The sequence below is a fragment of the Phyllobacterium sp. genome (assembly GCF_037994405.1).
Classification (GTDB): Bacteria; Pseudomonadota; Alphaproteobacteria; order Rhizobiales; family Rhizobiaceae; genus Phyllobacterium.
Genome location: NZ_JBBNAN010000341.1, coordinates 1 through 20,071 on the forward strand (window position 1 = coordinate 1; position 20,071 = coordinate 20,071).

The 20,071-nt window shown below is 59.1% G+C and carries 19 protein-coding genes; 9 read left to right on the forward strand and 10 right to left on the reverse strand.

All coding sequences use genetic code 11. The features are described from left to right. Nucleotides 1–21: 21 nt before the first annotated feature. Nucleotides 22–1,080: a hypothetical protein gene (locus AAAC48_RS18815; RefSeq protein WP_340655650.1), complete on the reverse strand. Its 1,059-nt coding sequence runs from the start codon at nt 1,078–1,080 to the stop codon at nt 22–24. A 286-nt stretch (nt 1,081–1,366) separates the two neighbouring features. On the opposite strand from AAAC48_RS18815, the gene AAAC48_RS18820 reads away from it, so the two are divergent. Then, nucleotides 1,367–3,964: an ATP-binding protein gene (locus AAAC48_RS18820; RefSeq protein WP_340655651.1), complete on the forward strand. Its 2,598-nt coding sequence runs from the start codon at nt 1,367–1,369 to the stop codon at nt 3,962–3,964. A 211-nt stretch (nt 3,965–4,175) separates the two neighbouring features. On the opposite strand, the gene cysK is transcribed toward AAAC48_RS18820, so the two are convergent. Then, a complete protein-coding gene (gene cysK, locus AAAC48_RS18825; RefSeq protein WP_340655667.1) occupies nt 4,176–5,141 on the reverse strand; it encodes a cysteine synthase A in 966 nt (321 codons plus the stop codon). Between the two features lie 148 nt (nt 5,142–5,289). Then, entirely contained in the window at nt 5,290–5,910 is a 621-nt protein-coding gene (locus tag AAAC48_RS18830) for a LysE family translocator (RefSeq protein WP_340655652.1), read from the reverse strand. A gap of 139 nt (nt 5,911–6,049) precedes the next feature. Between AAAC48_RS18830 and mbfA the strand changes: the two genes are divergently transcribed. Next, on the forward strand, nt 6,050–7,033 hold the full coding sequence (mbfA, locus tag AAAC48_RS18835) for an iron exporter MbfA (RefSeq protein ID WP_340655653.1): 984 nt from the start codon (nt 6,050–6,052) through the stop codon (nt 7,031–7,033). A gap of 227 nt (nt 7,034–7,260) precedes the next feature. Beyond that, nucleotides 7,261–7,410, forward strand: a complete 150-nt coding sequence (locus AAAC48_RS18840; protein ID WP_340655668.1) for a hypothetical protein — start codon at nt 7,261–7,263, stop codon at nt 7,408–7,410. Here the strand turns inward: AAAC48_RS18840 and AAAC48_RS18845 are convergent. Then, nucleotides 7,398–7,745, reverse strand: a complete 348-nt coding sequence (locus tag AAAC48_RS18845; protein ID WP_340655654.1) for an antibiotic biosynthesis monooxygenase — start codon at nt 7,743–7,745, stop codon at nt 7,398–7,400. The two genes, AAAC48_RS18840 and AAAC48_RS18845, sit on opposite strands and share 13 nt — an antisense overlap. Further along, nucleotides 7,742–8,071, reverse strand: coding sequence for an NIPSNAP family protein (locus tag AAAC48_RS18850; RefSeq protein WP_340655655.1), 330 nt, complete (start codon nt 8,069–8,071; stop codon nt 7,742–7,744). Before AAAC48_RS18850 ends, AAAC48_RS18845 begins: the two co-directional genes overlap by 4 nt. A 131-nt stretch (nt 8,072–8,202) precedes the next feature. Between AAAC48_RS18850 and AAAC48_RS18855 the strand changes: the two genes are divergently transcribed. Continuing rightward, the gene (locus AAAC48_RS18855) at nt 8,203–8,898 is read left to right on the forward strand and encodes a winged helix-turn-helix domain-containing protein (RefSeq protein ID WP_340655656.1); all 696 of its coding nucleotides are present in this window, start codon (nt 8,203–8,205) and stop codon (nt 8,896–8,898) included. A gap of 197 nt (nt 8,899–9,095) precedes the next feature. Here the strand turns inward: AAAC48_RS18855 and AAAC48_RS18860 are convergent, their stop codons facing one another. Further along, nucleotides 9,096–9,806: an SDR family oxidoreductase gene (locus tag AAAC48_RS18860; RefSeq protein ID WP_340655657.1), complete on the reverse strand. Its 711-nt coding sequence runs from the start codon at nt 9,804–9,806 to the stop codon at nt 9,096–9,098. Nucleotides 9,807–9,989: 183 nt separating this feature from the next. Between AAAC48_RS18860 and AAAC48_RS18865 the strand changes: the two genes are divergently transcribed. Further along, nucleotides 9,990–10,232 carry a hypothetical protein gene (locus tag AAAC48_RS18865; RefSeq protein ID WP_340655658.1) on the forward strand — a complete coding sequence of 81 codons (243 nt, stop codon included), beginning with the start codon at nt 9,990–9,992 and terminating at the stop codon, nt 10,230–10,232. 207 nt (nt 10,233–10,439) lie between these two features. Next, complete coding sequence (locus AAAC48_RS18870; protein WP_340655659.1) at nt 10,440–10,964, forward strand: GNAT family N-acetyltransferase; 525 nt, start codon at nt 10,440–10,442, stop codon at nt 10,962–10,964. 51 nt (nt 10,965–11,015) lie between these two features. Here AAAC48_RS18870 and AAAC48_RS18875 read toward each other — a convergent pair whose 3' ends face one another. Beyond that, nucleotides 11,016–12,005: a hypothetical protein gene (locus tag AAAC48_RS18875; protein ID WP_340655660.1), complete on the reverse strand. Its 990-nt coding sequence runs from the start codon at nt 12,003–12,005 to the stop codon at nt 11,016–11,018. Between the two features lie 232 nt (nt 12,006–12,237). Between AAAC48_RS18875 and AAAC48_RS18880 the strand changes: the two genes are divergently transcribed. Then, nucleotides 12,238–12,900, forward strand: coding sequence for an OmpA family protein (locus AAAC48_RS18880; protein WP_340655661.1), 663 nt, complete (start codon nt 12,238–12,240; stop codon nt 12,898–12,900). On the opposite strand, the gene AAAC48_RS18885 is transcribed toward AAAC48_RS18880, so the two are convergent. Next, a complete protein-coding gene (locus tag AAAC48_RS18885; RefSeq protein ID WP_340655662.1) occupies nt 12,890–13,834 on the reverse strand; it encodes a pseudouridine-5'-phosphate glycosidase in 945 nt (314 codons plus the stop codon). The genes AAAC48_RS18880 and AAAC48_RS18885 overlap by 11 nt on opposite strands. Before the next feature lie 23 nt (nt 13,835–13,857). Next, nucleotides 13,858–14,820 (reverse strand): carbohydrate kinase family protein, encoded by a 963-nt coding sequence (locus AAAC48_RS18890; protein ID WP_340655663.1) that lies wholly within the window; start codon nt 14,818–14,820, stop codon nt 13,858–13,860. A 344-nt stretch (nt 14,821–15,164) separates the two neighbouring features. On the opposite strand from AAAC48_RS18890, the gene recA reads away from it, so the two are divergent. Then, nucleotides 15,165–16,256, forward strand: a complete 1,092-nt coding sequence (gene recA / locus AAAC48_RS18895; protein WP_340655664.1) for a recombinase RecA — start codon at nt 15,165–15,167, stop codon at nt 16,254–16,256. Nucleotides 16,257–16,615: 359 nt separating this feature from the next. Beyond that, entirely contained in the window at nt 16,616–19,276 is a 2,661-nt protein-coding gene (gene alaS, locus AAAC48_RS18900) for an alanine--tRNA ligase (protein ID WP_340655665.1), read from the forward strand. Between the two features lie 84 nt (nt 19,277–19,360). Here alaS and AAAC48_RS18905 read toward each other — a convergent pair whose 3' ends face one another. Continuing rightward, the gene (locus tag AAAC48_RS18905) at nt 19,361–19,681 is read right to left on the reverse strand and encodes a YciI family protein (RefSeq protein ID WP_340655666.1); all 321 of its coding nucleotides are present in this window, start codon (nt 19,679–19,681) and stop codon (nt 19,361–19,363) included. Nucleotides 19,682–20,071: the final 390 nt, after the last annotated feature.

Here is a 20,071-nt window from a genome sequence, read left to right on the forward strand (position 1 = left end):
TCCTATTAATAGGACCTGACCCTAGCGCTTCTCGGGTTTTGACAAGTCACCCAGCAAGCGTTCCATCTCATCTTCGATGCTGTCGGCCTTTGCGGGCTTTTCGTCCTTGCCCGGCGCGATATGCAGTTCGCTCTCGAGATCGGTCTCGAATGCATCGGTGAAATCGAGATCGCCCAAGGTGATTTCCGGCTCTTCTGTTTCCGCCGGGCCTTCGAGCGTCGGTTCCTTGTAGGCTGACGACGTCGGCTCGTTGCGGACGGCAAAGGGAAACGCGGCAGCGGTTGTCGTCCTGGTTTCGGCTGGTGCTTCCCGTGCTTGCGCATCGATTGTTGGCTCGCTGCGTGACGGGCCGCCAAACGATGGCGAAGCGGTTCGCTGCCAGCTATTGCCGTTGTCGCGCGCCGGAGCGCTGACAGCCGGAGTTTCGACCGCCGGTGCAGCTGCTGGCGCTGGCGCTGGTGGTGGTGCTGCCTCAGGTGTGATGGTTACATACGGTACTGTTGCTTGTGCCGGAGCATGTTTCGGAGGCTCGGCGAGGCGCAGATCCCTGGGGGGTGAAACCGGTTGTGGCGCGGCCGGACGCAAGGGAATCTGCGGCGGCGTGGCCTGAGCAGATGGGGCAGTACGCTGTGGCGGTGGTGCTGGTGGCGCGACCCGGGGTGCCGGTACGACCGGTGCAGCTGGCTGCGCGCGTGGCGTTTCCGTGGCAGCGCTTGCCGGTTTTGGTTCGGGCTCGGCGGCTGTCGCTGGGGCGACCGGCTCCGCCCGGGAGGGTTGCTTGGCGAACTGGCGGATGTTCTGCTCGATGACCACGTCGCTCGGACCGCCGATCAGGATGAGATGCTCGACATCGTCGCGCCGCACCAATACGAGCCGCCGGCGATTGTCCACAGCTGCAGCATCGGTGACCGACAGGCGCACCTGCCTGTTGCGGCCGCCGGCGACGAATGTTCCACCCGAAACCCGGCGCAGGATCGCGAAGACGACAAGGAGCAGCGCAATCACCAGAAGGAACAGAAGAATAAAGCCCACAATGGGGGCAGCGGTATCGCCAACAATCGTGGCAAGCCAAGCGTTCATGACGAACTCCTTCTTTGCGATCTCCGGGCCCGAAACTTTGTTCCCCGACATGGGCTTCGAAGCAATACTTTGCGTGACACTAGTGCGAGCGATTGTTAGCCGCAACCCTGACGACGAGATACCGGGTCGTAAACCCATTGCAGGAGCGAAACCGTGGAATAATCGGCGTCACATAAAGGATGGGGTTTATACCGCCTCAAAGATATGATCCAAACGATTCGGGAATAGACATTGGCCTGAACCAGCTATGCCGCGGCCGATGATGACGAAAAGGGGTTTGAGACGCATGTCTCAAGAAATGAACAGCGATCTTTATCCAGAGCCGATCATTGCGAATACGAAATCGAGCAAGGCGGGCTTGCGCCTGGTCGTTCTCGGGGTCTTGCTAGTCGGCGTTTCGGTCCTCTACTTCATCTATCGCGACCAGCTGGGGCAGCAATTCCTGCTCGGGCTTCTCGGCACACTTGCCATGACGGGCGTATTCTATCTTTTCGGTTCTGCAATCAATGTCATCCAGTTTACACCGCGCGGCACCAGCGACGAACTGACCCGCGCCTTTGTCGATACACTTCCCGAAGGCACTGTCGTCTGTGATCAAAAGGGCCGCATCGTCTATGCCAACCGGGCCTACGCCGAATTGACGGGCGTCACCAATTCCAACGATGTGCGCGCAATCGAGCATATTCTTTCTGGTGAGGCTGCTGCTTCCGACGCGATTTATCGCCTTGCCAATGCGGTGCGTGACGGCGTTTCCGGTCAGGAGGAACTGCGCCTGTCGCGGCCGCTTGACCCGTCGCGCGAGCCGGTGCCGACGTGGTACCGCGTGAAAGCGCGTCCCGTCGCTGGGATTCCCGACCAAACAGCGCCGGTCTATGCGTGGCAAATCGCCGACATATCTGCGGAACGCGCCGAACAGGAACGTTACTTCCAGGACATTCAGGAAGCGATCGACCATCTCGACCACGCACCGGCGGGCTTTTTCTCGGCCGACCCCGATGGCCGCATCATCTATATCAATGCAACCCTGGCTGAATGGCTCGGCGTCGACCTGACGCGGTTCACGCCCGGTTCCATGATGGTTCGCGATATCGTCGCGGGCAACGGCATGGCATTGATCAATGCGGTCAAAACCGAACCGGGCACGAGCCGCAACACGGTTATCGATCTTGATCTCGCGAAAGCCAATGGCCAAAGCCTGGCGGTACGCTTTTACCACCGCGTTCAGGCGCAGCGTGATGGAAGGCGTGGCCCAACGCGCACCATTGTCCTCAACCGTGCGGAAGGTGAGGACACCTCAGCAGCGTTGCGCGCAGCCGAAGTGCGGTTCACGCGCTTCTTCAATTCGGCGTCCATGGCAATTGCCGCCGTCGACGCGACCGGCAAGATCCTGCGAACCAATGCACGGTTCCTCGGCCTCTTTGCTCCCGTCGTTGATCGCGATGACATCGACCGGCGTATTCCCCTCGAGACCGTCGTGCACGAACGTGATCGCGAGGCCTTCGATCGGGCCCTTGCCGCTGCTTTTGCCGGCCAGGCCGAGATTTCTCCGGTCGATACGGTCATCCCGGGTAATGAGGAACGGCACCTGCGTTTCTATATCAGCCCGGTCTTCGATGCCGGTTCGGAGGATGGCGCGGAGGAAGCGGCCATCGTCTCCGTGGTGGAGACGACGGAGCAGAAGGCGCTCGAAGCCACAATGGCTCAAAGCCAGAAAATGCAGGCCGTAGGCCAGCTTGCAGGCGGGATTGCACACGACTTCAACAACGTCCTGACCGCAATCATCATGTCGTCGGATCTGCTTTTGACCAATCATCGCGCGTCCGATCCATCCTTCGCCGACATCATGAACATCAAGCAGAACGCCAATCGCGCGGCCTCGCTGGTCCGCCAATTGCTGGCATTTTCGCGCCGCCAAACCCTGCGGCCAGAAGTGCTCAATCTGACCGATGTAATCGCCGATGTGCGCATGCTGCTGACGCGCCTTGCCGGCACGCAGGTCAATCTCAAGATCGAGCATGGCCGTGACCTCTGGCCGGTGCGTGCCGATCTCGGCCAGTTCGAGCAGGTCGTGGTCAATCTCACGGTCAATGCGCGCGACGCGATGCCCGAGGGCGGTGACCTGATCATCCGTACCCGCAACATGAACGAGGCCGAAAGCGCCGAACTCAACTACCGCGATCTGGTGCCTGGCGACTACGTGCTGGTCGAGGTTGCCGACACCGGTACCGGGATGACGCCGGAAGTGATCGCGAAGATCTTCGAGCCTTTCTTCACCACCAAGGAAGTTGGAAAGGGCACCGGACTCGGCCTGTCGATGGTTTACGGCATCATCAAGCAGACCGGTGGGTCAATCCATGCCGAGTCGGAGCCTGGCAAAGGGACGGCATTCCGCATTTTCCTGCCACGCTTTGTGGAGGAAAAGCAGGTTCCTGTGCTGAATGCAGATGGCGAGCCCGTCGTGACAGACATACCGAAGAAGGAGAAGAAGACGGAGAAAGCCACCGATCTCTCCGGTTCCGCAACGGTACTGCTCGTCGAGGACGAGGATGCCGTCCGCATGGGCGGTGTGCGCGCGCTGCAGTCACGCGGCTATACGGTGCACGAGGCCTCGAGCGGCGTCGAGGCGCTGGAGGTCATGAAGGAACTTGGCGGCAAGGTCGATATAATTGTTTCCGATGTCGTCATGCCTGAAATGGACGGTCCGACGCTCCTGCGCGAGTTGCGCAAGGAATACGGAGATATCAAGTTCATCTTCGTCTCCGGCTATGCGGAAGATGCCTTTGCACGAAACCTGCCGGAAGATGCCAAATTCGGGTTCCTGCCAAAGCCGTTCTCGCTGAAGCAGCTGGCGACCGTGGTCAAGGAAATGCTGGAGAGCGAGTAGGGGGCAAAGAAGAATTGCACCCCCTGCCTTTCTCCCCCTCAAGGAGTGAGATAATCGGCATCGACTTTAGCGCCAATCGCCAGATTGGTAGTATTGCAATTTGTTGCAGCGGTTATCTCCCCTTGAGGGAGAGAAAGCGATTTCAGCATCTTAGCTTTTGCTAAGTGCTAGAAATCGCAAGCGAGGGGATTTTTCTTATTATCGCGCTTCGCTATTCCAGCCCCTCGAACAGCACTGTCGACAAGTAGCGCTCGGCGAAGGACGGGATAACGACGACGAGGTTCTTGCCCTTGTTTTCCGCACGCCTGCCGACTTCGATCGCAGCCGTAAGTGCCGCACCTGAGGAAATACCAACCGGTACGCCTTCGAGCCGCGCCACGAGGCGAGCATTGGCGAAGGAATCCTCATTCGAAACCTGAATGACTTCATCATAGATATGCGTATCGAGAACCGCTGGCGCGAAGCCTGCGCCGATGCCCTGGATCTTGTGCGGGCCGGGATTGCCGCCTGACAGAACCGGAGAATCCTTCGGCTCGACTGCAATGACCTGCACGTCGGGTTTGCGCTGCTTCAGGACCTGACCGACCCCGGTGATCGTCCCGCCTGTGCCGATGCCGGCCACGAAAATGTCGACCTTGCCATCCGTATCGTTCCAGATTTCCTCAGCAGTGGTCCGGCGATGTATTTCCGGGTTGGCCGGATTGTCGAACTGGCCAGGGATGATCGCATCTGGTGTTGTCTCGACGAGCTCGTTGGCCTTGGCGATGGCGCCCTTCATGCCCTTGGCGCCTTCAGTCAGGACGAGTTCGGCACCGAGCAGCTTCAGCATCTTTCGGCGCTCAACCGACATGGTTTCCGGCATTGTGAGGACCAGGCGATAACCTTTGGCTGCTGCTGCGAAAGCCAGCGCGATGCCGGTATTACCCGAGGTAGGCTCCACGAGCGTCGTCTTGCCCGGCGTTGCCTTGCCCTGGGCTTCGAGCGCTTCGATCAGCGCCACACCGATGCGGTCCTTTACGCTGGAGATGGGATTGAAGAATTCGAGCTTGGCCAGAAGATTGGCACCGACGCCCTTTTCCTTGGCAAGTTTATCAAGGCGGATAATGGGCGTGTCGCCGATCGTGTCCACAATGGAATTGTAAATGCGGCCACGGCCGGGTTTGCGCGCGTTATCAATGCTCATGAATATTCTCCCAATGCTGGATTGCGTCGTGAATCGATCTTATGGGGCGCTCCTGAAAATTCATAGTCGAACCGGTGCGCAAACCAGCTATCGGTTGGAAAAACCTGCTAATGTCGACATCACCCTAGAATAAAATTCCTGTTCAGGAAGCGCGGCCGGCAATGGCAAGCGCCGCCCCTGCCATGAAGGCTGCGGCAGTGCGGTTGAGCTGCTTGAGGGCACGGGGCGAAGCGAGCAGACCGCGCGCTTTCGCGGCGAGAGCCAGATAGGGCACCAGCACGACAAGCAAAACCAGAACTGTCAGCACCGCCAGGACCGAATAATCGGCGAGGGTGATTGCGTGCAGGTCCACCAGCGTTGGCGTCAGTGCGATGTAGAAAAGCATGGTCTTCGGATTGCCGAGCGTTACGGCGAGGCCAGAGAGAACGGCAGAGAGAGCTCCGCCAGAGCTTTTCTTCGCAACGATCTTTTCTGCCGAGATTCCGGATGTCCACAGGCCCCATGCGAGATAGGCAAGATAAGCAACGCCGGCCCATTTGATCAGGAAAAAAACCGTCCCGAATGTCTGCGCCACCATGGCGAGGCCAAGCACGACAGCCGTCAGATAGGTGAGGTCACCTATGATCAGGCCAATTGACATGAAGAGCGCGGAGCGGAAGCCGGAGCCAAGCGCCCGCGCGATCAGGGCGGTCAAACCCGGGCCCGGAATGGCGGCGGCAATGGCGAGTGCACCCGAATAGGCAACAAAACCGGCAAGTGTCATGGTGAAGCTCTGGTGGCGAGTGTTGGCGGAGGCGGGACGATACTCTCGCTTCTTCTTTCTGTCCATGGGGACAAAAGGGGCTTGAATCACATGCATCCTACCTATAGTTTAGAACTATTCTAATTTTTAGGACCAGATCATGCTCAGCCGCTTCTTCGGTAACCGCCGCCACGATCTCACTTCATTATCCGAACAGCAGCTGCTGGCACTGGCCATTTCATCGGAAGAGGATGATGCGCGAATCTATCTCGCCTATGCGGATGGATTGCGCGACGATTTCCCGCAAAGTGCCAAAGTGTTCGAAGAAATGGCCGAGGAAGAAAACAGCCATCGCCAGTCATTGATCGACTTGCACCGGGAGCGATTTGGCAACCAGATACCGCTCATCAGACGGGAGCACGTACGGGGGTATCTGGAACGCAAACCGGACTGGCTGATCCGCCCGCTCGGCATCGACAAGGTGCGCGAAATGGCGGAGAAGATGGAAGAGCAGGCCTATCGCTTCTATACGGAGGCGTTGAAGCTTGTGCGCGATGCGTCGACACGCAAGCTGCTTGGTGACCTCGCCATTGCCGAAAAGGCACATGAGTCATTGGCACACCGCCTCGGTGTTCAGCATACCCCGGACGACGTGCAGGAGGTCGAGAAGCAGACCGAACGGCGGCAATTCATCCTGACTTATATTCAGCCCGGCCTTGCCGGTCTTATGGATGGCTCGGTCTCGACGCTTGCGCCGATCTTTGCCGCTGCATTCGCTACGCAGGACACGTGGCAGACCTTTCTTGTTGGTCTTTCTGCCTCGCTGGGCGCCGGAATTTCCATGGGGTTCACGGAAGCCGCCCATGATGACGGCAAATTGTCCGGGCGCGGCTCGCCGCTCAAGCGCGGCCTTGCCAATGGCCTGATGACGGCGATTGGCGGCCTCGGCCATGCATTGCCTTACCTCATTCCAGATTTCTGGACCGCGACGACCATCGCGGGTCTTGTGGTGTTCATTGAACTCTGGGCCATTGCCTATATCCAGCACCGTTTCATGGAGACGCCATTCTTCCGGGCGGCGATACAGGTCGTTCTCGGCGGCAGCCTCGTGCTGGCAACAGGTATTCTGATCGGCAACGCGTGATGCCTCTGAAAGCACGCGTTTTCGTGCCAAACCTCGCCAAATCAGGCGAATTTCAGGTTTTTTCTATTTCGAAAAAACCTTTTTGCCCAACTGGTTAAGGCTAATTTTTCATGAATTCATCTGATTTTAACCAACGCCGTTCAGGAGGCGTTCATCTTTATGAGTTAAATTTTAGCTAATTGAACGCTACCGGCTTTGCCCGGCAAGCCAGAACCAAGAGACCAGAAATGATGACCATGATTGTCCAGCTGCGCGATACGCTTCGCGTCGTCCGTGAATTCATTGTGCCGAGCTATCGGCCCGAACGCCACTACATGCGTGGCCCGGGGCCGGCATGCGCTCAGCGCAACCATGGCCACGGTGTTCAAGCATCATGATAAGCTCGCGCATCAAGCGGAGCCTCATCACGGGCTCGCAACCCATAGTCACGTACAACGGACGCAATCCTCAGCCGGTAATCGGCAAAGATCCCGGCACGACCATCACGTTGAGCCATACGATGTTCCTCGGTCTGGCGCCAAGCCGCCACTGAGGCTTCGTCGCGCCAGAAAGACAGGGACAAATAGCGGTTCTCGTTGGCAAGGCTGCGGAACCGCTCGACGGTAATAAAGCCGTCCATCGTCTCCAGCAGCGGACGCAGATCCGCTGCCCGATCGAAATAGTCCTTGCCACGGCCCTCGGCGGGCTCCACTTCGAAAATCACCGCAATCATCTGATCAGACCTCCGTTCGTTCCGGCAACGAGGCGCAGGAATGTGCGATCCTCACGCCGGATGAATTTCTTCTCTCTGGAATACTCATAATTTGCGCGGCCGAGCGGATCGGCCATGAGATGCGCACGATACGCCTCATAGGCAGCCAGGTTTTCGATGTTGTAGACGCCGTAAGCCAATGTGGCCGAACCTTCATGCGGGGCATAGTAACCGATCAGGTCTGCGCCGCAACGCGGGATTGCTTCATTCCAGTTGCGGGCATATTCCTCGAAAGCATCCTTCTGATAGGGGTCGATTTCGTATTTGATAAAGCAGGTGATGGTCATTTCGGTCACTCCTTCGCTCGTGGATTGGCCTTGGTATATCCGGCGAAAGCACCTTGATACTTCGAGCGTTTTCGAAGCATCCTCAGCCTTGGTGGGGCAATCTGGCCATGCAACAACCACGGGAAAGCTCCATGTCGAACAATGCGAGATTTGCGGAAATAGCGGCGCTGGCGGGTGACCCCGGTCGCGCGAGCATGCTCAACGGGCTGATGGATGGCCGCGCGCTGACCGCATCGGAACTGGCGCAACTCGCCGGCATCACCGCACAGACCGCCAGCAGTCACTTGACGCGCATGACCGAAGCGGGCCTGCTCGCGGTCGAGAAGCAGGGGCGGCACCGCTACCACCGGCTGGCGTCCCCGGCCGTGGCGCAGATGATTGAAAGCATCATGCGACTCGCTGCGCCTGACGTAACAGTCAAGCCGGTCCGGACCGGCCCGCGCGACGCAGCGCTCAGGGCAGGGCGCACCTGCTACGACCATCTGGCCGGGCACCTTGGCGTTGCGATCACCGACGCTCTCATCGATGGCGGCCATCTTGACCTCGGCCTTGACGCAGGCGAGGTGACGGATAGCGGCCTTGCGCTGTTCGATCGCGCCGGTATCGATATCGAAGCGATGACAGCAAAACGCGGCCGTATCCTGTGCCGTCCTTGCCTCGACTGGAGCGAGCGACGCCCGCATCTCGCCGGCGCAATCGGAGCGGCGCTGTGCAGCCATTGCTTCGACAATGGCTGGATCAGGCGGATCGAAGGCACGCGCGCAGTGTCGGTGACGCCGAATGGCCAGCGGCAGTTGCGCGAGACCTTTGGCGTCAGTCTTGCTTAGAGGAACGCGGGTTGGCGGATGCCGGCCGCACTTATCTCCCCCCTTGACGGGGAGAAAGCGATTTCGGCATCTTAGCCCTTGCTAAATGCCAGAAAAGAGAGGGGATTTTGAACCAGCCCCTCACTTGGCTTTTCTAAGTTAGCAAGGAGGCTAAATCCAAGAAAGTCCTCTCTTCCGCAAGGGGAGAGATACTCGCGCTAAACGTGCCTGGTAATACCGCCATCGACACGAATGTTCTGGCCGGTGATGTAACCCGCATCGTCTGAAAGCAGGAACGCGGTCGTCTTGGCGATTTCGTTTGTCGTACCGACGCGCTTCATCGGCACCTTCTCGCCCGTCTCCGGCTTATGTTCCAGACTGTCGATGTAGCCCGGCAGTAGCGCATTCATGCGGATATTATCCGCGCCATAGCGGTCGGCATAAAGCTTGGTGTAGGCGCCGACGGCGGCGCGGTAGGCACAGGAGACCGGGAACGCCAGGCTCGGCTCGAAAGCGGCAAAGGTCGTGATGTTCACCCAGGCGCCCTTGCCCTGCTTGAGCATATAGGGCGTCACCAGCCGCGCCATGCGCACCGCGCTCAGCACCATCAGATCGTTGCCGATCGCCCATTTCTCGTCGGTGATATCGAGAAGATCGCCCTTGGGCGGATGGCCGGTATGGTTGACCACCGCATCGACGCGGCCATAGGCCTCGACCGTTTTGGCCACCAGGGCTTCCAGATCATTTGCCTCGCCCGCAGATCCCTTGATGCCGACGCCGCCGAGTTCGGCGGCAAGCTCCACCGCGCTGCCGGAAGGCGACATCAGGCCGAGACGATAGCCGCGCGCGTGCAATTCGCGGGCGATGGCAGCGCCCATGCCGCGACCTCCACCGGTGATGATTGCGACGGGATGTGAAGTATCAGTCATGTTGCTTGCCTCTCAATATTTGGAACGGCGCGGAGCATGTTTGATACGAGCGGCTCACGCAAACGAATTCACCTTGCGGCGATGGTCAAATATTTTGAACCGCGTTGAGAAAATGAGTCAAAAGTCGAATTGAAAGTCCTGAAACAATTGTGAGAACGTATCAGTTGGCCAATGAGAAAGCGCATGACGACGGCGATAGCTTTTGATAGTCTTGGATATGCAAAGCGGCTGCGTGACAATGGCGTTGACCAGCGTCACGCAGAAGCCCATGCCGAAGCCGCGAGGGACTTCATCATGTCCGAACTCGTTACCAAATCTGATCTGGCGGCTGCTTTGACAGCTCAAACACTGGCGCTGACATTGCGTCTTGGTGTGATGATGACCGTTGGATTTGGTGTGCTGGCGACGCTGATGAAGATTCTCTAGTCATCCGCGCTGGTTGAAATACCCCGGAAAATAACGAAGATCCATGTCATGACCATTCGCTCGATCACCATGATGGCTTGCTCCGTACTCCCCGGTAGGGGTGGTGCAGAGCTGTTGCGCTGAAGTCGACGCGAAGTTTCACCAGACCCTGCCACTGAGGCGAGCAGGGTCTTATCTTGCTCTCCTCCTCAAAAATGGAGAGCTCAAATGCCTGAACATCCCTTATCGCCAACCGAAGCCGGCGGATTCTCGATCCGCTCCACCCGTGCCACTGATTTCGAACAGATAACAACGCTGTCGAACCTGCCGCTCTACCGCGCCGGAACCTTGCGGCTGCCCTATCAAAGTCTGGAGCAGACGCGAAAATGGCTTGAGAGTCAGGGCGCCGGTACGCTCAGCATTGTTGCCGAAATCGAAGCGCAGATCGTCGGCGTCGCTGGTTTGCAACGGCTTCAAGGACGGCGATTGCATGCTGCAGACCTTGGTATTGGCGTGCATGACGCCTTCACCGGCAGAGGTATTGGCAAGGCATTGCTCGGCGCCCTGATCGATGCTGCAGACAATTGGCTGAATATCAGGCGCATCGAGCTGACGGTCTTTACCGACAACGCGCCGGCCATCCGCCTTTATGAAAAATTTGGCTTCGAGACTGAAGGATTGCTGAAGGCCTATGCCTTCAAGGAGGGGCGTTTTGCCGACGCTTTTGCCATGGCGCGGGTGAGGGGGATTTGATGGTCATGAAGGAGTCCGAGGCATGGCCTTCCCGCCGTCATCGGTGGTTGGCTAAGAACTTGCGATTTCAAACCTGAAGCTCAAGCGGAAATGGTGTGGTTCCCACATCTTTTCGAGCTTGTAGGTCTCGATCGTCATTGCCTCCCATTCGTGGAGAATATTGGCAAGCGTCGTGCGATCCTCCGAAAGTAGCGCTGGATAGAAGGTAGGCACCTCGACTGTCATGTATTTGCGAGTCTGCTCGTCTTCATCCCACCGCGCCCATGCTTTGACGAAATGTCCCTTAGCAACTGCAATGTGCATGTTGTAAAATGAGTTAGATCCAAAATCATTGCCAAACGGCTCGCGTTCGATAGAAGCAAAGGAAGCAAAATCATCGAACGAGAGGATTTTCCTAAGTTCGGGAATGGCGTCATGCTCGATTATCTCGCACATGACGCGAATACTCTTCGGGTCGGTCACATCCCACCGGGTGACAGAATATCTGATGAATGACCGGGTTCGTCCCGCGTCCGCCAGTTTTTGCTGAAAGACCCTGAGATCGGGCCGCCGGGCTGGAAGATCTTTATCTTCATTGCGGTCAAGTTGTCGCGGATCATCTCGGTCGCTGCCTCGATCAAATCGCTGCGGTCGAGAGAGGACTGATACAATTTCTCGCCCCACCCCAGGGTAGATAGGCGATTGAATTCCGCAAGGCCATCTTCCAGCGGCAGCGGGCTCGGAAATTCGTCCGGCTTTCGCAGCATGTCGGGCAAGTACAACAGTGAGTGGTTTGAAAGGGTTCAACGGGCTTTGAACGTCTTGCCGCACGTTATGCGCAAGGCCGCCAGAATCAGACCCGCCACCCTCATCCGTCCATTGCCCGCCGTCCGAATTCCCCGCTAGTACGCGCGGCTGATCTGGATGAAAATTCGCTTTCTGCCAGAGCTCGACGGTATCCGCGAACCTCAACAGATTTTGCAGCATCTTCTGTTCCAGTTCCCACCACGTTTGCCATTCGCGGCTGGCGGCGCTCTGCGTTGCTAGCGCCAGCGCCTTCAAAAGCACATTGTTGGCGGCGATAAGCCATATGAGGCGCCGGCGGTGAAGGTCATCGGGTAGCGGGCAGGGTGTATTCATGAATAAAATCCCTTAAAAAGAATCTGGCCCACAACGTTGGAATGCCCCATCATTCTCCGCCACCTCATACCCACCTATCCCACATTTTCTTCTCCCTTCTTTTGCCCGAATCGATTGTATATTCCGGGCCACATCCAACCGGGGACCTGATTCCATGATGAAGAAATTTGCCATCAGCTGCCTTGCAGCGACCTTTCTTGCGGGCTGCACAACGACCGACCCCTATACGGGCGAGCAGAAGATGTCGAATACGGCTGGTGGCGCGCTGATCGGCACGGCCGCCGGCGCGCTGACCGGTCTGGCGATTGGCGGCGGCGGCAAGTCCGGCCGCAATGCGGCGCTGATCGGCGCGGGCATCGGCGCGCTCAGTGGTGGCGCCATCGGCAATTACATGGATCGTCAGGAATCGGAACTGCGGGCGCAGTTGCAGGGCACGGGCGTTTCGGTCACGCGTAATGGCGATCGGATCATCCTCAACATGCCGTCCAACATCACCTTCAACACCGATCAGGACCAGGTGAAGCCGGAATTCTACGCCACGTTGAATTCTGTCGCGGCCGTCCTGCGCAAGTTCGACCGGACCATCGTCGATGTGGCCGGCCATACGGACTCGACCGGCAGCCTGCAGCACAACCAGTTGCTGTCGGAACGCCGTGCGCTGTCGGTTTCCAATTATCTGACGCAGCAGGGCATCGATAACCGCCGCTTCGACGTTCGAGGCTTTGGCCCGACGCAGCCTGTCGCGACCAATGCCAGCGAGTCCGGCCGCGCGCAGAACCGCCGCGTCGAGATCCAGATTTCGCCGCTTACCGAATAGCAGAGACCGCTACTGCGATCTTCGCTGCCAGGCGCGCATTGTTCTCGACGAGGGCAATGTTCGCCTTGAGGCTCTCGCCCTTGGTGATGTCGAGAATTTCCGAAAGAAGATAGGGCGTCACTGCCTTGCCAGTGACGCCATTTTTCGTGGCGCGGGTAATCGCCTCGCTAATATAGCCGCTCATGATCCCCGCCGGAATCTCGCTCTCCTCGGGGATGGGGTTGGCGATCAGCATGCCGCCGACGACGCCAATCGCGTCGCGCGCCGCCTGGAATTTCGCGATGGCTTCCGCCGTATCGAGTCGCAGCGGCGCCTTTAGCGGAGCCCCGTTGAAAATTGCTTGCCGCGACCAGAAAGCTGGCAATACATCCGAGCCGTGGACGACAACCGGGACGCCTTTGGTTTCAAGCACTTCCAGCGTCTTCTCGATATCCAGAATCGCCTTGGCCCCGGCCGAAACGACAATCACCGGCGTGCGGCCGAGCTCTTCCAGATCGGCGGAAATGTCGAAGCTCAGTTCCGCGCCCTTGTGCACGCCGCCAATGCCGCCCGTCGCAAAGACCTTGATGCCGGCAAGATGCGCCGCCAGCATGGTCGCCGCGACTGTGGTGCCGCCGGTACGGCCCTCCGAAAGCGCAAAGGCGAGATCGGCACGCGAGAGTTTCATCGCGCCCTTGACCTGCGCCAGCGCCTCGCGCTCCTCGGCCGAAAGGCCGATCTTCAGGCGGCCATCGACAATGGCGATCGTTGCCGGAACGGCGCCTTCCTCGGCGATAATCGCCTCGACATCCGCTGCCATGCGGCTGTTGTCGGGGTAGGGCATGCCATGGGTGATGATCGTGCTTTCGAGCGCAACCACCGGCTTGCCTGCGTCCAGCGCCTTTTGCACCTCCGGCGTAACATCGATGAAAGGGTTGAGGGCTTTGGTCGTCATGGTCGTTTCCTTTTTTCTTTCAGCTAGTCAGCTGGTGTGCTGAGCAGGGTCGCAGCTGGAATGCGCGCAAGTGCACTATCGAATTCCTGTGGTGAAAAGCGTGGGCTTGCGGAGTGCGTTTGCAATGTCAGCATCGAAGCCGCCATGCCTTCACGCACTGCCGCATCAAATGGGGCGCCGCGCATCAGAGCGGCGATCGTACCCCCGGCAAGCGCGTCCCCCGCGCCGGTAACGTCGGCGATCCCGTTCACCGCAGGCGGCTGGATGGAGAAGGCATCGTTGCCGGCAAAGGCGAGGGCGGCATTTCCGCCATTGCTGACGATCGCACCGCGCAGGCCTTCCGCGCGCAACGCCGCATATATGTCCTTCGGTTCCGCATCCAGCGCAAGTCCGGTCAGTGCCCGCGCCTCGCGCCGGTTCATGAAAAGGCAGGTGAGGCTGCCGAAGACCGGACGCAGCCGCGTGACCTTCGCCGGTGAAATCGCCAGCGCAAACAGCGGCCGATCGCCGGCAAGGTTCGCAAGGCGCTGCAGCGCATCCGAAGGCAGGTTGGCATCACAGAATATGGCATCGGCCAAGGCGATCGAGTCGCGTACCTTGCGCCGCATCAACTGACGAGGCAGCACCAGTTCATAAAGCTCCATGTCGGCTATGCCGGCGACCACATCGCCATGCTCGTCGAGAATGGCCGTATAGCTTGGCGTAGTCCGGTCCATATAGACGGCCGAGCCGTCCTTGATCCCGGCGGCCTGGATTGCCGCGCCGATCATTTCGCCGATCCTGTCACCGCCGCGCACCGAGAGGATTTCTGCGGCGACACCGCGTTGAACCACCAGCCGCAATGCATTGAACACGCCGCCCCCCAGCTCCTCACGCATGATTCCCGGATTGGACGCACCCGGCATGAAGGGCACGCTGCTCTGGCCGCGCCGGTCGAGATGAGCGCCGCCGACAGCAAAGAGCAGCGGTTTGTTCTTGGATGCCATGGTTGATTGCATTGTCCGGGCAAAACTTCAGAGCGAGATGAGGTTATATTGTAGCGTTCTGCGAGGTCTTCGCTTCGCTCTTTCTCTAGAACGCCGGATGGCCGGACGCAATCGCGTGGCCGATTCGAATTCGTCGCCGGTACTTTGTCCGGCAACTCGCTGATTCACCTGCAAGTGACGGATGCGGCATATGATCCTGACAAAAAGAACATTCTGCGAACATTTTTGAGTTATCGTTGTTTTGCAATGGGTTATGCCTGTTGCCAAACAAGAACAAAACAGATACAAATAAGTTCAGATTCAGGAACATCCGTACTTCATGGATAACACAGGGGTAGTGTAACATGGCTCAAAATTCTTTGCGGTTGGTTGAGGGTAATTCGGTGGATAAAACGAAAGCGCTGGATGCGGCACTGTCCCAGATCGAGAGGGCCTTTGGTAAGGGCTCGATCATGCGGCTTGGCCGCAATGAGCAGGTGGTGGAGATCGAAACGGTCCCGACCGGCTCGCTGTCACTGGATATTGCTCTTGGCGTTGGCGGGTTGCCAAAGGGCCGCATTGTCGAGATTTACGGGCCGGAAAGTTCGGGTAAGACGACGCTTGCCCTTCACACCATTGCCGAGGCGCAGAAGAAGGGCGGCATTTGCGCCTTCGTCGACGCTGAACATGCGCTCGATCCCGTCTATGCCCGTAAGCTCGGCGTCGATCTCGAAAACCTGCTGATCTCGCAGCCAGATACCGGCGAGCAGGCGCTGGAGATCACCGATACGCTGGTGCGTTCCGGCGCGATCGATGTGCTTGTCGTCGACTCTGTCGCGGCATTGACGCCGCGCGCTGAAATCGAAGGCGAAATGGGCGACAGCCTGCCGGGTCTGCAAGCCCGCCTGATGAGCCAGGCACTGCGCAAGCTGACCGCTTCGATTTCGCGCTCCAACTGCATGGTTATTTTCATCAACCAGATCCGCATGAAGATCGGCGTGATGTTCGGCTCGCCCGAAACGACGACCGGCGGTAATGCGCTGAAGTTCTATGCTTCGGTTCGTCTCGATATCCGCCGCATCGGTTCGCTGAAGGAACGCGATGAGGTCGTTGGCAACCAGACCCGCGTCAAGGTCGTCAAGAACAAGCTGGCTCCGCCCTTTAAGCAGGTCGAATTCGACATCATGTATGGCGAGGGCGTTTCCAAGACGGGCGAGTTGGTTGATCTCGGCGTCAAGGCCGGCATCGTGGAAAAATCCGGCTCGTGGTTCTCCTATAATTCGCAGCGCCTCGGCCAGGGCCGCGACAATGCAAAGCTGTTCCTCAAGGAAAACCCGGAAATCGCCAACGAGATCGAGCTGGCGCTGCGCCAGAATGCCGGTCTCATCGCCGAGCAGATGCTCGACAAGGGCCCGGACGACATCGAGGATGATGGCCCGGACGCCGCCGAGGGCTAAGAGACCTTTCGGTAAATCCCCAAACGCGACCGTATCTGGTCTTTGGCTTCAAACCCGCATTCAGGATCTGGCTGCGGGTTCTGATTTGTGGGCCGCCCCCGCTTCTCTTTGCCATCCTCCGTCTTCCCCATGGTGAGCCTGACGTGCTTGTCGAGGGGCGAACCGCGCACAACCACTGTGCGTGCCTCGACAAGCTCAACGTTCGGGAGATCTGAGTTCAGTGAGAACGGAAACCGCCATTCCACCGGGATTTTCTGGACAGCGCGCGGCTGCATCGCTACAAGCGTTGCGTTCCGCCCCTTTGCGTTGCGAAGGGGCCAATTCCGCTTTGGATAAAAAGAAGTCAGAGGCTAAGAAACATGAGTGGCGTCAACGAGATCCGGTCGACATTTCTGAACTATTTCAAGAAGAACGGCCATGAGATCGTGGCGTCGAGCCCGCTTGTTCCGCGCAATGACCCGACACTGATGTTCACCAATGCGGGTATGGTTCAGTTCAAGAATGTTTTCACCGGCATCGAGCAGCGTCCCTATAGCCGCGCCACGACCTCGCAGAAATGCGTGCGTGCCGGCGGCAAGCACAACGACCTCGACAATGTCGGCTATACAGCACGCCACCACACCTTCTTCGAGATGCTGGGCAATTTCTCCTTTGGCGACTATTTCAAGGAAGAGGCGATTTCGCTCGCCTGGAACCTCATCACCAAGGAATTCGGCTTGCCCAAGGACAAGCTGACGGTCACCGTCTATCACACCGACGATGCGGCGGCAGGCTTCTGGAAGCAGATCGCCGGGCTTCCCGAGGATCGCATCATTCGCATCGCCACCAGTGACAATTTCTGGGCCATGGGTGACACCGGCCCATGTGGGCCATGCTCGGAAATCTTCTACGATCATGGCGAAGGCATCTGGGGCGGCCCTCCCGGCAGCGCCGATGAGGATGGCGACCGTTTCATCGAGATCTGGAACCTTGTTTTCATGCAGTTCGAGCAGGTGACGAAGGAACAGCGCATTGATCTGCCCCGGCCATCGATCGATACCGGCATGGGGCTTGAGCGCCTCGCGGCGGTTCTACAGGGCAAGCACGATAATTACGATATAGACCTGTTCCAGACTCTGATCCACGCGTCGGAAGAGGCCACCGGCGTCAAGGCCGAGGGGAAGTTCCGTGCGAGCCACCGGGTCATCGCCGACCATCTGCGCTCGTCGAGCTTCCTCATCGCCGATGGCGTTCTGCCGTCGAATGAGGGGCGTGGCTATGTTCTGCGCCGCATCATGCGCCGCGCGATGCGTCATGCGCAGTTGCTCGGTGCCAAGGAGCCATTGATGTGGCGCCTGCTGCCGGCGCTTGTGCGCGAGATGGGCCAGGCCTATCCGGAGCTTATCCGTGCCGAGTCGCTGATCTCCGAAACGCTGAAACTGGAAGAGACCCGCTTCCGCAAGACGCTGGATCGCGGCCTTGGCCTGCTCGGCGAGGCGACGGAAAAGATGGGCGAAGGCGACAGCCTCGATGGCGAAACCGCCTTCAAGCTCTATGACACGTTCGGCTTTCCGCTTGACCTGACGCAGGATGCGTTGCGCCAGCGCGGCATCAGCGTCGATACGGACGGCTTTGCTGCTGCGATGGAGCGGCAGAAGGCGGAAGCCCGCGCCAGCTGGGCCGGTTCCGGCGATGCTGCCACCGAGACCGTCTGGTTCTCCGTGCGCGACAAGGTCGGCGCCACTGAATTCCTCGGCTACGAGACGGAAAAGGCCGAAGGCGTCATCACCGCCATCGTCCAGAACGGCACGCTTGTCCAAAGCGCCGGCGAGGGCGAAGCTGTGTCCATCGTCGTCAACCAGACGCCATTCTATGCCGAATCCGGGGGCCAGCAGGGCGATACCGGCATCATCTCCGGCGACGGCTTCACGGTGACGGTTACCGACACGCAAAAGAAGAATGACGGTGTCTTCGTGCATATCGGCAAGGTGACCAAGGGCACCGTCAAGACCGACGCCGCTGTCGAGCTTACTGTCGACAGCGCCCGCCGCACCCGCATCCGTTCCAACCATTCGGCGACCCACCTGTTGCATGAAGCCCTGCGTGAGACGCTCGGCACCCATGTGGCCCAGAAGGGTTCGCTTGTCGCTCCGGACCGGCTGCGGTTCGACTTTTCGCATCCGAAGCCGATTTCTGAAAAGGAACTCGCCGTCATCGAGGACCTTGCCAATGAGATCGTGCTGCAGAATGCGCCGGTGACGACGCGCCTTATGGCCGTTGATGACGCGATTGCCGAAGGCGCGATGGCCCTGTTCGGCGAGAAATATGGCGATGAGGTGCGCGTGGTCTCCATGGGCACGGCGCTGCATGGCGACAAGGCCGGCAAGAGCTATTCGACTGAATTATGCGGTGGCACGCATGTGCGCGCCACCGGCGATATCGGGTTGATCCGTGTCGTTTCCGAAGGTGCGGTCGCAGCCGGCGTCCGCCGTCTCGAAGCGCTGACGGGCGAAGCAGCCCGCCGCTATCTGGAAGAGCAGGACAACCGCGTCAAGGCGATTGCCAGCGCGCTGAAGGCTTCGCCTGCCGATGCGCTGTCGCGCGTCACGGCTTTGATCGACGAGCGCCGCAAGCTGGAGCGGGAATTGACCGAAGCGCGCAAGCAATTGGCGCTGGGCGGCGGTTCCGCCGCTGGCGGTGCGCAATCCGAGACCGTCAATGGCGTCGGCTTCATCGGCAAGGTGGTCAGCGGCGTCAACCCGCGCGACCTGAAGCCGCTCGCCGACGATGCCAAGAAGACCGTCGGCTCCGGCGTTGTCACCTTCATTGGCGTATCGGAAGACGGCAAGGCCAGCGCGGTCGTTGGCGTCACCGATGATCTCGTCGGCAAGTACAGCGCCGTCGATCTCGTCCGCGTTGCATCCGCTGCGCTTGGCGGGGCAGGTGGCGGCGGCCGCCCGGATATGGCGCAAGCCGGCGGCCCCGACGGCTCGAAGGCTGAAGAAGCTGTCACGGCCGTGCGCGAAGCATTGGCGGGATAATTTTTTTCGCGTTTTGCCGATCGATGGGCGACGCTGGCCGCGCCCAGCGCGAGCGATGATACGTCGGAGAAAACCGACGAAGACTCATGATCCTGCTCCGCGCGGGCCTTGCGCTGCGGCGATGTGCATCGGCGCGATGCTGTAGCTGTTCAAACCTGCCAGTACCGTGGGATCGTTCTCCGCAAATTGTACCGCCTCGTCGTGGTGCAGCACCTCGAGCAGCGCAATGCCGAACCAGCCATCCGGATCCTGTACCGGCCCATAAGCCAGCACGGTTCCAGCCTCGAAGAACTCGCCCATGTAAGTTATGTGCTGCCGCATCAACTCCTGTTCATCATCGTCCATATCGTCGGCAAAAGTCGGCCGTGGCGGGATCAGGCGGAAAAAGAACTGCTGCTTAGTCATGGCCCATCTTCCTTTCGTCTGGCGGTCGTAACCCATCATACTGCAAAATGACGTTTTACAGCGCCGCTTTTCGCAAAGGTCCATTCTGTCGATGCGATTGGTCCAGATTGCGCCGTCAAACCGGGCTGGCAGTTCCGCGAGGGCAGCAGTATCGCCGACGCCAGCTCGAAAGGCCGCTTCCGAGCATTGCTTCCCCACCGCCTTGCATCCACGAGGAATTGTAGAATCGGTGAGAATCTATGGCGGCAACAAAAAAGCCCCGGAAAACCGGGGCTTTTGCAATCTTGACTAAGTCCGGCTCAGGCGGCCATGGCCTTCGACAGGTTCTCGTTGATCTTGTCGAGGAAACCTGTCGTCGACAGCCAAGGCTGATCGGGACCGATGAGCAGC

Excerpts from the sequence above, each read along its gene's own strand:
- AAAC48_RS18885 (WP_340655662.1), bottom strand. The coding sequence starts at position 13,834 with ATGACGACCAAAGCCCTCAACCCTTTCATCGATGTTACGCCGGAGGTG.
- alaS (WP_340655665.1), top strand. The coding sequence starts at position 16,616 with ATGAGTGGCGTCAACGAGATCCGGTCGACATTTCTGAACTATTTCAAG.
- AAAC48_RS18850 (WP_340655655.1), bottom strand. The coding sequence starts at position 8,071 with ATGACCATCACCTGCTTTATCAAATACGAAATCGACCCCTATCAGAAG.
- AAAC48_RS18905 (WP_340655666.1), bottom strand. The coding sequence starts at position 19,681 with ATGACTAAGCAGCAGTTCTTTTTCCGCCTGATCCCGCCACGGCCGACT.
- AAAC48_RS18890 (WP_340655663.1), bottom strand. The coding sequence starts at position 14,820 with ATGGCATCCAAGAACAAACCGCTGCTCTTTGCTGTCGGCGGCGCTCAT.
- AAAC48_RS18820 (WP_340655651.1), top strand. The coding sequence starts at position 1,367 with ATGTCTCAAGAAATGAACAGCGATCTTTATCCAGAGCCGATCATTGCG.
- mbfA (WP_340655653.1), top strand. The coding sequence starts at position 6,050 with ATGCTCAGCCGCTTCTTCGGTAACCGCCGCCACGATCTCACTTCATTA.
- AAAC48_RS18840 (WP_340655668.1), top strand. The coding sequence starts at position 7,261 with ATGATGACCATGATTGTCCAGCTGCGCGATACGCTTCGCGTCGTCCGT.
- AAAC48_RS18865 (WP_340655658.1), top strand. The coding sequence starts at position 9,990 with ATGACGACGGCGATAGCTTTTGATAGTCTTGGATATGCAAAGCGGCTG.
- recA (WP_340655664.1), top strand. The coding sequence starts at position 15,165 with ATGGCTCAAAATTCTTTGCGGTTGGTTGAGGGTAATTCGGTGGATAAA.
- AAAC48_RS18860 (WP_340655657.1), bottom strand. The coding sequence starts at position 9,806 with ATGACTGATACTTCACATCCCGTCGCAATCATCACCGGTGGAGGTCGC.
- AAAC48_RS18880 (WP_340655661.1), top strand. The coding sequence starts at position 12,238 with ATGATGAAGAAATTTGCCATCAGCTGCCTTGCAGCGACCTTTCTTGCG.
- AAAC48_RS18845 (WP_340655654.1), bottom strand. The coding sequence starts at position 7,745 with ATGATTGCGGTGATTTTCGAAGTGGAGCCCGCCGAGGGCCGTGGCAAG.
- AAAC48_RS18830 (WP_340655652.1), bottom strand. The coding sequence starts at position 5,910 with ATGACACTTGCCGGTTTTGTTGCCTATTCGGGTGCACTCGCCATTGCC.
- AAAC48_RS18815 (WP_340655650.1), bottom strand. The coding sequence starts at position 1,080 with ATGAACGCTTGGCTTGCCACGATTGTTGGCGATACCGCTGCCCCCATT.
- AAAC48_RS18855 (WP_340655656.1), top strand. The coding sequence starts at position 8,203 with ATGTCGAACAATGCGAGATTTGCGGAAATAGCGGCGCTGGCGGGTGAC.
- AAAC48_RS18870 (WP_340655659.1), top strand. The coding sequence starts at position 10,440 with ATGCCTGAACATCCCTTATCGCCAACCGAAGCCGGCGGATTCTCGATC.